The following is an 11152-nucleotide window of genomic DNA, read 5'->3' as shown; positions in this document are numbered from 1 at the left end:
GGCATCCTCTGCCTGCGGTTCCGCCGGGTCGGCGGCGGGCCCCCGGACGGCGCCGGCTACGCGGGGCTGCTGGCCCTGCTCGGTTCGTTCACCCCGGCCGTGGAGGCGATGCCGCCCGAAGGGGCGCTCGCCGATGTGCGGGGCGCGCTGCGCTACTTCGGGCGGGACCCGGCAGGCCTGGCCGCGGTGATCCGGGTCCGCGCGCTGGCCCTGCACGGAGTGGACTGCGCGATCGGGGCCGCCGAGAACCCGATGCTGGCGCGGATGGCGGCGCGGCGGGCCGGACCCGGGGCGACCTTCGTGGTGCCCGTCGGCGGGGCCGCCGCCTTCCTCGCGGACCGGCCGGCCGGCGCACTGGACGGCGTCGGGGCGGCGACGGCCCGCACCCTGTGCGGATACGGGCTGGACTCCGTCGGCCGGATCGCGGCCGCCCCGCTCGGCACCCTCCAGCGGATCACCGGGGTGCGGACCGGGCGCGAGCTGTGGGAGCGGGCCCGCGGCGTCGACCGTACGGCGGTGGTGCCGAACGCCGCCGCCCGGTCGGTCGGAGCCGAACGGACCTTCCCGCGCGACGAGCTGGGCCGGGAGCGGCAGCGGCGCGCGCTCATGTCGCTCACCGAGGAACTGGGAGCGAGGATGCGCGGCGACGGGCAGGTGTGCCGCTCGCTCGCGGTCTCCGTGCGCTATGCCGACCGGACCGGGTACTCGACGCTGACCCGTAGCCGTACGCTCCGCGAGCCCACCGCCCACTCCGCGGAGCTCACCGCGCTCGCGTACCGGATCCATGACTCGTTCGCCCTGCAGCGGGCCCGGGTGCGGGGGATCGCCCTGCGCGCCGAGGGGCTCGGCGACGCGGGGCGGGCCGCGCATCAGCTGACCTTCGATCCGGTGGACGAACGGGCGCGGCGGATCGAGGCGGTGGCGGACCGGCTGCGGGCCAGATTCGGACCGCAGGCCGTGATGCCGGGGCGGCTCGCGGCCTGAACCACCGGCCGCGGGCTGTTCTGAAGCCGCGGTTACCACCGCGTCAGTTTTTACCGACGCGTAACTTCCCAGGAAACCTTACTCGTGCGTAAGTTGGCATGAGCACATCGAACGTCGTCAGAACTTGTGGTCCGGGCCGCAGGGTGCACAGACATCGCAACTCCCTTGAGCCGCAAGGAGAACCCACGATGCTGCCCTGGACCCGTGCGCCGCGCACCCCACGAGCGCGCAGAACCCTCGCCGCACTGCTCCTCGCAGTCGCCGCGGTCGCCACCCCCACGGCCACGGCCGCTGCCGCCACCCCCACCGCCGCCACGGCCACCTCGCGCGGCTGGAACGACTACTCCTGCAAACCCTCCGCAGCCCACCCCCGGCCCGTCGTCCTGGTCCACGGAACCTTCGGGAACTCGGTCGACAACTGGCTCGTCCTCGCCCCCTACCTGGTGAACCGCGGCTACTGCGTCTACTCGCTCGACTACGGGCAGCTCCCCGGTGTGCCGCTCTTCAACGGCCTGGGCCCGATCGACAAGTCGGCCGGGCAGCTCGCGGTCTTCGTCGACAAGGTGCTCGCCTCCACCGGGGCGCCCAGGACGGACATCGTCGGCCACTCCCAGGGCGGCATGATGCCGAACTACTACCTGAAGTTCCTCGGCGGGGGAGACCGGGTGAACGCCATGATCGGGCTCGCACCCGACAACCACGGCACCACCCTCCTCGGCCTGACGAAGCTGCTGCCGTACTTCCCCGGCGCCGCGGACCTGCTCAACGCCGGCACGCCCGGACTCGCCGACCAGGTGGCCGGATCCCCCTTCATCACCAAGCTCAACGCGGGCGGCGACACCGTGCCCGGCGTGCACTACACCGTCATCTCGACCAAGTACGACGAGGTCGTGACCCCGTACCGGACACAGTTCCTGGACGGACCCGACGTGCACAACGTCCTGCTCCAGGACCTGTGCCCGGTCGACCTGTCCGAGCACGTGGCGATCGGGACCATCGACCGGATCGCCTACCACGAGGTGGCGAACGCCCTGGACCCGGCGCACGCCACCCCGACCACCTGCGCCTCGGTCATCGGTTAGGGCCTTTCGCCAGGAACGGGCCGGGAGAGACCGGACGGCCCCGGGAGCACCCGGGGCCGTCCGGTCCGGTCAGCGGCCGTGCCGTGCCGTGCCGTGCGGTGGAGACGGCCCGGCGGCAGATGGCACGATCGGGTCCATGACGACGATCGACTGGGACTCCGCCGCCGATTCCTTCGACGAGGAGCCCGACCACGGTCTGCTCGACCCCGTGGTCCGGCACGCCTGGGCGCAGAGGCTGGAGAGCTGGCTTCCCCCGGAGCGTTCCGAGGTTCTCGACCTGGGGTGCGGCACCGGAAGCCTGGCGCTGCTCGTCTCCGGGCAGGGGCACCGGGTCACCGCCGTGGACCGCTCGCCGCGCATGGTGGAGCAGGCGCGCGCCAAGCTGGCCGGTACGGGCACCGAGGTGCTGGCCGGGGACGCCGCCGCACCGCCCGTCGGCAAGCAGCGGTTCGACGTGATCCTGGCCCGGCACGTGGTGTGGCTGCTGCCCGACCCGGCAGCGGTCCTGCGGCACTGGTTCGGCCTGCTGCGGCCCGGCGGCAGACTGGTGCTGATCGAGGGCGTGTGGAACGGGGTCGGGCTGTCCGCCGCGCAACTCACCTCGCTGCTCGCCCCGTTCACCGAGCGCATCCACCACGAGCGGCTCTCCGGCGACCGCGATCTCTGGGGCAAGGACGTCGACGACGAGCGCTACGCCCTGGTCGCCCGTGCCGAACCGCCCCGCCGGCACACCGAGGTCGTGGACGTCCATCTGATCCTCCGGCGCGGTTCCGACGTCCTGCTCGCCCGCCGGGCCGGTACCGGGTACGCGGACGGGCTGCTGCACGCCCCGTCCGGACACGTCGAGGACGGCGAGGACGTCCGCGAGGGCATGATCCGTGAGGCGGCCGAGGAGATCGGGATCGCCCTGGAACCGGAGGAGTTGCGGGTGGCCCTCGTCATGCAGCACCGGGGGCCCGGCGGCAATCCCCGGACCGGCTGGTTCTTCGAGGCGGAGTACGATCCGGCCCGGCCGCCGCACAACCGCGAACCGGACAAGTGCTCGGAGCTGGCGTGGTTCCCGCTGGACGCCCTGCCGGACGACATGGTCGCCTACTGCCGGGCCGGACTGGACGGCTACCGGTCGGGGGAGCGCTTCCTGATCCACTGGCACGAGGACGGCGACACCGTCGCGTACGAACCGAGAGGCCCCCGCCGCGCGGTCCCGCTGCCGGCCGGCGGGGTCCGCACCGGGCGGGTCCACCACATCGAGCTGTGGGTGCCCGATCTCGCGGTGGCCGAGGCGGGGTGGGGCTGGCTCCTCGGCGAGCTGGGCCACGTCCCGTACCAGCGGTGGACGCACGGTCGCAGCTGGCGGCGGGGCGACAGCTATGTGGTGGTCGAGCAGTCGCCCGATCTGGTCCCCGGGGCGCACGAGCGGCGCCGTCCGGGCCTCAACCACCTGGCGTTCCACGTGGCGGACCGGGAGGCCCTCGACGCGCTGGTGGCCCGTGCCCCGGACCACGGCTGGCGGCTGCTCTTCACGGACCGCCATCCCCATGCGGGCGGCGACGGGCACGTGGCCGCGTACCTGGAGGACGCGGCGGGGTACGAGGTGGAGCTGGTGGCGGGCTGAGGGGCCCTCAGCCGGTCCGGGCGGTGTGGTGCGGTGCTGGAGGGCTGACGGTCCGGCCGTGCGGGGCTCAGCCGGACGGGTGGTGCCGGGAGCCCTCAGCCCAGCAGGCCGGCGAAACCCTCCGGCGTACGGGCGAGACGTTCCAGCTCGTCCAGCGCCGCGACGGCGGCACCCGCCGCCTGCGGATCGCGCCCGGCCAGCCCGCTCTCCTCGAACTCGTCCTCGTCCAGGCGCAGTACGCCGGAGCGGTCCGCCGGCACCCACAGATCGAGATCCAGGTCCTCGACGACCAGCTCACCGTCCCGCAGCACGGCCGGACGGGTCACATCGCAGTACCAGCCCTTGAGTTCGCCCGCACCGCCGCGGACCTCCTTCACCGCGAACCAGGCCTCGCGCCAGTAGTGCTCGGTGAAGACGTCACCCGGCTCGAACCGTATGAAGCCGAAGTCACGGACCCGCGGGGAGGCCCAGGGGGCCCGTACCGTCACCCGGGTGCCGTTGTCGGCGAGCAGGGTGGCCGGATAACTGATCTTGGTCTTTCCGGCCTTGACCAGGACGACCGTCAGTTCCGTTTCGGCTTCAGCCGAGCCTGCGGACATGGCGTACCTCCGTGGCGCAGATCTCGTAGCCGAACCAGCGGTTGATCGCCAGCATCGGCCCGTTGCCGGCGTCGTTGCCGGTGTACGCGTCGGTGTACCCGGCGGCGCGTGCCCGGTGCAGCGAGTCGTTCTTGGCGAGTTTCGCCAGCCCACGGCCGCGGTACGCCCGCCGGGTGCCGGTCATCCCCGACCAGTAGCGGCCCGAGCCGTCGCACTCCGCCGCGCTGAACGCCGCGACCTCGCCGTCGACCACCGCCACCGAGGTCAGCCGGTGGTCGAGAGCGGGATCGCCCCAGGTCCCGGTGAGCCACTCCTCGTAGTCCGACAGCTGGGCCGGCGTGTCGCTGGGCTCGTCCGCGGTGGTCTCGGCGTCCGCTTCGAAGAGCGGTCGCGGGTCGTCGTCGAAATCGGCGCCGGTCCGCAGCTCGACGCCGGCCGGGAGCGCCTGACGGGGCGGCAGCGTGCCACCGGCCAGATCCAGATGCATGAAGTGCGCCGGCCGGCTCGGGGCGTAGCCGTGCCGCTCGGCGAACGCCAGGTCGCCGGGGGTGTCCAGCACCCAGGCACAGATCTCGGTCGCACCGGCCAGGGCCAGGTGCTCCTCGGCCGTGCGCAGCAGCAGTGTGCCCGCGCCCCGGCCGGTCCGTTCCGGATGGACGTGCGGATTGCAGGACGCCTGACCGGGTTTGGGGCTCTCGTATGCCAGACCGGCCTCGGCCGTTCCGATGATCTCGCCGTCCTCCTCCGCGACCAGCAGGCGGTACCGCTTGTCGGGATGGGCGTTCGCCAGGCCGAAGACGACCGCTTCCGGTGTGGTCACCATGAACGGGAGCGCCGCGCGCCGTACCCGTACCCAGTCCTCGGCGTCGGAGGCGCGGAAGTCGCGCACGATGACAGTCATGCGCCGGACCGTACCCGCAGGCGCCGCCCGGCCGCCCGTGATTTTCCGGCGACGGGTGGGCTCCGGGGCCGGACCCGGACGGCGGGTGCCGGCGGACTCGGGTGGTGGGGGGGAGAATCGGGCCCGTGACTCTGAAGATCTCCGTTGACCCGGATTCCGGCACCGCCCCTTACGAGCAGCTGCGCACGCAGATCTCCGAACTGGCCCGCTCCGGCGCGCTGCCGGTGGGCTACAGACTCCCGACCGTACGCGGCTTCGCCGAGGAGCTGGGCCTCGCCGCCAACACGGTCGCCAAGGCGTACCGGGCGCTGGAGGCGGACGGGGTGATCGAGACCCGGGGGCGCAACGGGACGTTCGTCGCCGCCGCGGGGGACGCGGCCGACCGCAACGCGGCGTCCGCGGCGCGGGAGTACGCGGAGCAGGCCCGGCGGCTGGGGGTGTCCCGTGCGCGGGCGCTCGCGCTGGCGCAGGACGCGGTGCGGGCGGTGTACTCGGGGTGAGGTGAGGGCGGTCCGACGCGGTGTCCTCGGCCGGACGCGGGTGGACCTGTGCCGCGCGCTCGACCAGCCCTCACCGGCTCTCAGAGGTACAGGCCCGCGTCCGCGCCCGAGTCCTGCTTGGGGACCGACGCGGGTCCCGTGCCTCGGCGCAGCGCGTACAGCTCCGCCAGGGTCGCGCCCTCGTGGGCCACGTCGCGTCCCAGGCCCTCGTCCGTGCCCAGCCAGGCCACCGACTCCTTGCGGGTCAGCGGGCCCACCTCGATCCGGGCCAGGCAGCGGCCCGGCCTGACGACCGCCGGGTGCAGACGCTCCAGGTCCTCGTTGGTGGTCACCCCGACGAGGACGTTGCGGCCCTGGCCCAGCAGCCCGTCCGTGAGGTTCAGCAGCCTGGACAGCGCCTGGCCGGCCGTGTGTTTGGCCTCGCCGCGGATCAGCTCGTCGCAGTCCTCCAGGAGCAGCAGCCGCCAACGGCCCTTCGCCGTACCGTCGTCCTCGCCGATCGCGATGTCCATCAGGTAGCCGACGTCGTTGAAGAGCCGTTCGGGGTCGAGTACGCAGTCGACCTGGCACCAGTCCCGCCAGGACCGCGCCAGGGTGCGCAGTGCGGAGGTCTTGCCGGTGCCCGGCGGTCCGTGCAGCAGGAGCAGCCGGCCCGCGATGTCGTCCGGGGTGACCTTCATCAGCCGGTCCATGGCATCGGCCACCGGTGCGGTGTAGTTGGCGCGGACGTCGTCCCAGGTGCCGGCCGTGATCTGCCGGGTGGTGCGGCACGGGCCGCGGCGCGGCGACACGTGCCAGAAGCCCATGGTCACGTTCTCGGGCTGCGGATCGGGCTCGTCCTGGGCGCCGTCCGTGGCCTCGTCGAGCACCTTCTGGGCCAGTTCGGGGCTGGTCGCGGTGACCGTGACGTCGGCGCCGCGGTTCCACCGCGAGATGAGCAGCGTCCAGCCCTCGCCCTCGGCGAGCATGGCGCTGCGGTCGTCGTCGCGGGCGGCGCGCAGCACCGTGGCGGCCGGCGGCAGCAGCGTCGCCCCGCTCCTGACCCGGTCGAGGGAGGTGCTGTGCGAGTACGACTGCTCGCCCGTCGCGAAGCGGCCGAGGAACAGCGCGTCGACAACGTCGGACGGGGAGTCGCTGTCGTCGACGGTGAGCCGGATCGGCAGCGCGGACTCGGGGTTGGCGGACATGGCGCCCATGATCCGGCACCGGGGCACCCGGCGCACCCAGGTTTCGCCACCTTCCTGCGCGCCGGGTGGGGCGCCGGCCGGGGCACCGGACGGGCGCTCGCGCGATTCCTCCGCGCGCCGGCGTGACGCGCCCTCAGGGGACCGGCGTGCAAAGGTCATCGAATGGACTTGGCATGCACACTTCCAAAATGGGCATCCCTGCTGCTACCACGTACGTGTGCAGAGATCCTGCCGGCCGGTCCAACGGAGGTCCCATGAAAATTTCCAGACTCGTGGCGTTCTCGTCCTCGCTCCTGCTCGGTGCCGTCATCGCCCTGACCGGGGCGGCCACCGCGAACGCCGCCCCATCCGTCCAGGCCGTCGACTATGTCGCCCTCGGTGACTCGTACTCCTCGGGTGTCGGCTCCGGCAGCTACATCAGCTCCAGCGGGGACTGCAAGCGCAGCACCCTCGCCTATCCCTCGCTCTGGGCCGCCGCCCACTCGCCCGCCTCGTTCGCCTTCACCGCCTGCTCCGGGGCCCGTACCGGCGATGTGACGGCCAATCAGCTCGGACCGCTCAACGCCTCGACCGACCTCGTCTCCCTCTCCATCGGCGGCAACGACGCCGGATTCTCCGATGTCATGACGACCTGTGTCCTCCAGTCGGAGGCCACCTGCCTCAACCGGATCGCCACCGCCCGCAGCTATGTGGACTCCACGCTGCCGGGCAAGCTCGACTCGGTGTACTCGGCGATCAGCGCCAAGGCTCCGTCCGCCCATGTCGTCGTCCTCGGCTACCCGCGCTTCTACAAGATCGGCGGCAGCTGCGTCGTCGGTCTGAGTGACAAGGTGCGCGCCGCCATCAACGGCGCGTCCGACTACCTGAACGCGGCCACCGCCAAGCGCGCGGCCGACCACGGCTTCACCTTCGGTGACGTCGCGGGGAAGTTCACCGGGCACGAGATCTGCTCGGGAAGCGCCTGGCTGCACAGTCTCAACTGGCTGAACATCGGTGAGTCGTACCACCCCTTCGCCGCCGGGCAGTCCGGTGGCTACCTGCCCGTCCTCAACTCGGCCGCCTGACACCCGCGCCGACGTCCTTGCGTCGTCCGCTCCGGCTGTCCGCTCCGGCGTCCGCCAGGGAGGAGGTCCCGCAGGCAGGGGCCTTCTCCCGGGTGCCTTCCGGGTCTCTTCCGCGGATCGGACCCGGGGTGTCCGGTCACTGATGCTCTGTCCAACTCGCCCTGGAATCGGGCAAATTCGGTGAACCGTCGTCAACCTCCGTATGTGTGTGCTCAATCCTGTGCCCGGGATACACGAGTGTCGTCGCGGGGGGATAGGGTTAACCTGCCCGGGTCGGGTGCCCTCGTACGGGTGGGGAGTGACATGGAACAGATAACGGTGCGCAGCAGGCCGCGAGTGCCTGCTATTACCTGCGGGAGCGGTGCGACGAGTTCGCGCCTCGACCGCCATCTCGCGGTGCTGGGCGGCCCTGTCGTCCCGCAGCGCGATTCCGCGGAGGCGACGCTGCTGATGCGCGAGCTGACCTCGCGCGACGCCGCGCACACACGCCGGAGCAAGAGTGCGCGGGTCTCACTCTTCGCGCCTCTGCGGCGACTGCGACGCTCGCTCTTCGGCAGCCGCCACTGATCCGACGGCCCCGGCCCAGGTGCCGCGCTGCTGCCCGCTCTCCCGTCATCCCCGGAGCCGGCAGTGGCGCGTCGCCATGTCCGCGTGAGGCCTTGGTGTGGCTGTGTGGGTCCGCCTGTCAGCGGTGGAGTGGGTGTCGAGGTAATTCGGTGTCGAAGTACTTCTAGACTGGCCGCATGTCCGAGAAGCGAGCCGCGCGTCTGAGCCCCGACGAGCGGAGGGCGCAATTGGTATCGATTGGTGTGGACATGCTCGCCGATTGCTCGCTGGACGAGCTGTCCACCGATGATGTGGCGCGCCGTGCCGGTATCTCCCGGGGGCTGCTCTTCCACTACTTCGATTCCAAGCGCGACTTCTACCGCTGTGTGGTGCGGCGGGAGTGCGACGACTTCGCCGCGGCCACGGAACCGGACCCCTCGCTGGAGCCCGTCCCCTGGCTGCGGTCGTTCATCGCCGGGTTCGCGGCGTACGTGACGGAGCACCGCAAGGTCTATCTCGCTCTGGTCCGCGGCGCCGCCGGCAGCCATCCCGCGGTGGAGGACATCGTCGAGTCCACCCGGGCCACCCTGGCCCGGCGGGTGGAGGAGGGGCAGCGGCGGCTCGGGATGCCGGATTCGCCGCGGCTGCTCGTCGCCGCACGGGCCTGGATGGCCTTCGCGGAGGAGGCCGTCACCAGCTGGCCGCTCGACGAACCGGGCGCCCTCGCGGAGCTCGGCGCCTTCCTGGAGTCGAGCTTCATCTCCCTGCTGGGTGCGCTGGACCGGCCGGCCGCGCTGTCCGACTGCCCCTGAGGGTCTTTGCCCGTCACTCGCCGCCGCGTGCGTACCGGCGTACGGACAGCGGTACGGCGACCGAGAGCAGCACCGCCGACCAGAGGAGCGTTCCGGCCACCGGATGGGCGACCGGCCAGGCGGCGTCCGCGGCCGGTGCGGCGTTGCCGAAGAGGTCCCGGGCGGCCGCGGCGGCCGCGCTGATCGGGTTCCACTCCGCGAGGGTGCGCAGCGGGCCCGGCAGATTGCCGGTCGGGATGTACGCGCTGGAGAGCAGCGGCAGGATGAACGTGGCGGAGCCCAGCTGGCCGGCCGCCTCCTCGCTGCGGATCAGCAGCCCGAGCCAGCAGCCCACCCAGGCGGTGGCGAACCGGAACAGCAACAGCAGTCCGAACGCCGCCAGCGCGGCGGCCGGGCCGCCCTCGATCCGCCAGCCCACCGCGAGCCCGGCCAGGATCAGCGGGACCATGCCGACGGCCGTGGTCAGCAGGTCGGCCGCGGTCTGCCCGAACGGCACGGCGGACCGGCTCATCGGCAGGGTGCGGAACCGGTCCGTCACGCCCCGGTGGCAGTCCTGCGCCGACTGGAACATCCCGGTCATGATGCCGTTCGCCGCGGTTGCCGCGAGCAGCCCCGGCACCAGGAAGGCGCGGTACTCCTGGCCCGGCACGGCCAGGGCGCTGCCGAAGACGTACCCGAAGAACAGCAGCATCGTGATCGGCATGGTCTGGGTCAGGATCACCACGCCGGGGGCCGCCTTGATCCGTTGCAGATGACGGCCCAGTACGGCCAGTCCGTCCGCGACCGGTGTGTTCGCGTTCCCGGCGGGGCCCGCCGGGAGCCGCTCCGCCACGAGTGTGCCGCCGCTCATGCCGCCATCTCCTTCGTCGGTGGGGTGGTGCGGCCGGTGGCACGGCCGGTCAGGCGCAGGAAGACCTCGTCCAGGGTGGGCGGCCGAAGACTCGCGTCGATCACCGCCGCACCCGCCGCGTCCAGCTCGCGGACGATCCGGGGCAGCGTGAGCGTGGGGTCGCGGACGACGACACCCACCGTGCGGCGCTCGTGGTCCAGAACCGGTTCGGCGCCCGTCATCCGGTCCAGGACGGCGGCGGCCGGGACGAGGGCCGATGGATGGCCGACGGCGACCTCCGCGTAGCTGCCGATCTGTGCCTTCAGTTCGGCCGGGGTGCCCCGGTGGGCCGCCCGGCCGCTGTCGACGAGCACGATGTCGTCGGCCAGCTGATCGGCCTCCTCCAGGTACTGCGTGGTGAGCAGGACGGTGGTGCCGGCGCCCGCCAGCTCCCGTACCGCTGTCCAGATCCGACTGCGGCTGTGCGGGTCGAGCCCGGTGGTCGGCTCGTCCAGGAACAGCACGTGCGGCCGGGCGAGCAGGCTGGCGGCGAGGTCCAGCCGGCGCCGCGTCCCGCCGGAGTAGGTGCGGGCCGGGCGGTCGGCCGCGTCGGTCAGCCCGAAGCGTTCGAGGAGGTCGTCGGTCCGGCTCCGGACGGCCTCGCCGCGGAACTTGAGCAGCCTGGCGAAGAGCCGCAGGTTCTGCCGGCCGGACAGCTCGCCGTCGACCGAGGCGCTCTGCCCCGTGACGCCGATCGCCCCCCGTACCGCGCCGGCTTCGCGCACCACGTCGTGACCGGCGACCCGGGCGCTCCCGCCGTCGGGGGCGGTCAACGTGGTGAGCACCCGGACGGCGGTGGTCTTGCCGGCGCCGTTGGGCCCGAGCACTCCGCAGACGGTGCCTTCGGCGACGGCCAGATCGAGACCGCGCAGCGCGTGGACGGATCCGTAGCGCTTTTCCAGACCTTCACTAAGTACAGCGTACGTAGTTGCCATGCCGTCACCGTACCGCACTACGTACGCTGTACGTAACT

General features: G+C 72.4%; 12 protein-coding genes. 7 read left to right on the top strand and 5 right to left on the bottom strand.

The window, feature by feature from the left end; all coding sequences use genetic code 11:
* The first annotated feature begins 12 nt into the window (after positions 1-12).
* The 3 genes from AB0I52_RS16910 (at position 13) to AB0I52_RS16900 (ending at position 3681) form a co-directional block, all read left to right on the top strand.
* Positions 13-984 carry a hypothetical protein gene (locus tag AB0I52_RS16910; RefSeq protein WP_363073362.1) on the top strand — a complete coding sequence of 324 codons (972 nt, stop codon included), beginning with the start codon at positions 13-15 and terminating at the stop codon, positions 982-984.
* A 188-nt stretch (positions 985-1172) separates the two neighbouring features.
* On the top strand, positions 1173-2066 hold the full coding sequence (locus AB0I52_RS16905) for an alpha/beta fold hydrolase (protein WP_363073227.1): 894 nt from the start codon (positions 1173-1175) through the stop codon (positions 2064-2066).
* Between the two features lie 136 nt (positions 2067-2202).
* A complete protein-coding gene (locus tag AB0I52_RS16900; protein WP_363073225.1) occupies positions 2203-3681 on the top strand; it encodes a trifunctional class I SAM-dependent methyltransferase/NUDIX hydrolase/VOC family protein in 1479 nt (492 codons plus the stop codon).
* A 95-nt stretch (positions 3682-3776) separates the two neighbouring features.
* On the opposite strand, the gene AB0I52_RS16895 is transcribed toward AB0I52_RS16900, so the two are convergent.
* Together AB0I52_RS16895 and AB0I52_RS16890 are read right to left on the bottom strand one after the other, a co-directional pair.
* The gene (locus tag AB0I52_RS16895; RefSeq protein ID WP_363073223.1) at positions 3777-4280 is read right to left on the bottom strand and encodes a DUF402 domain-containing protein; all 504 of its coding nucleotides are present in this window, start codon (positions 4278-4280) and stop codon (positions 3777-3779) included.
* Positions 4261-5181, bottom strand: a complete 921-nt coding sequence (locus tag AB0I52_RS16890) for a GNAT family N-acetyltransferase (RefSeq protein WP_363073221.1) — start codon at positions 5179-5181, stop codon at positions 4261-4263. Before AB0I52_RS16890 ends, AB0I52_RS16895 begins: the two co-directional genes overlap by 20 nt.
* Positions 5182-5306: 125 nt before the next feature.
* Between AB0I52_RS16890 and AB0I52_RS16885 the strand changes: the two genes are divergently transcribed.
* Positions 5307-5681, top strand: coding sequence for a GntR family transcriptional regulator (locus AB0I52_RS16885; protein WP_363073219.1), 375 nt, complete (start codon positions 5307-5309; stop codon positions 5679-5681).
* An 80-nt stretch (positions 5682-5761) separates the two neighbouring features.
* Here the strand turns inward: AB0I52_RS16885 and AB0I52_RS16880 are convergent, their stop codons facing one another.
* Positions 5762-6877, bottom strand: a complete 1116-nt coding sequence (locus tag AB0I52_RS16880) for a DUF5925 domain-containing protein (RefSeq protein ID WP_363073217.1) — start codon at positions 6875-6877, stop codon at positions 5762-5764.
* A gap of 245 nt (positions 6878-7122) precedes the next feature.
* Here AB0I52_RS16880 and AB0I52_RS16875 point away from each other — a divergent pair, with 245 nt between their 5' ends.
* From AB0I52_RS16875 to AB0I52_RS16865, 3 genes are all read left to right on the top strand, one after another.
* The gene (locus tag AB0I52_RS16875) at positions 7123-7932 is read left to right on the top strand and encodes an SGNH/GDSL hydrolase family protein (RefSeq protein ID WP_363073215.1); all 810 of its coding nucleotides are present in this window, start codon (positions 7123-7125) and stop codon (positions 7930-7932) included.
* Positions 7933-8235: 303 nt separating this feature from the next.
* On the top strand, positions 8236-8499 hold the full coding sequence (locus tag AB0I52_RS16870) for a hypothetical protein (RefSeq protein ID WP_207317274.1): 264 nt from the start codon (positions 8236-8238) through the stop codon (positions 8497-8499).
* A 176-nt stretch (positions 8500-8675) separates the two neighbouring features.
* On the top strand, positions 8676-9290 hold the full coding sequence (locus AB0I52_RS16865; protein ID WP_363073212.1) for a TetR/AcrR family transcriptional regulator: 615 nt from the start codon (positions 8676-8678) through the stop codon (positions 9288-9290).
* A 13-nt stretch (positions 9291-9303) separates the two neighbouring features.
* Here AB0I52_RS16865 and AB0I52_RS16860 read toward each other — a convergent pair whose 3' ends face one another.
* Positions 9304-10140: an ABC transporter permease gene (locus AB0I52_RS16860; RefSeq protein WP_363073210.1), complete on the bottom strand. Its 837-nt coding sequence runs from the start codon at positions 10138-10140 to the stop codon at positions 9304-9306.
* Positions 10137-11114, bottom strand: a complete 978-nt coding sequence (locus AB0I52_RS16855; protein WP_363073208.1) for an ATP-binding cassette domain-containing protein — start codon at positions 11112-11114, stop codon at positions 10137-10139. Before AB0I52_RS16855 ends, AB0I52_RS16860 begins: the two co-directional genes overlap by 4 nt.
* Positions 11115-11152: the final 38 nt, after the last annotated feature.

It is taken from the genome of Streptomyces sp. NPDC050423 (assembly GCF_040655445.1).
In the GTDB taxonomy this organism is placed as follows: Bacteria; Actinomycetota; Actinomycetes; order Streptomycetales; family Streptomycetaceae; genus Streptomyces.
This window is presented reverse-complemented; position numbering and strand designations above follow the sequence as displayed.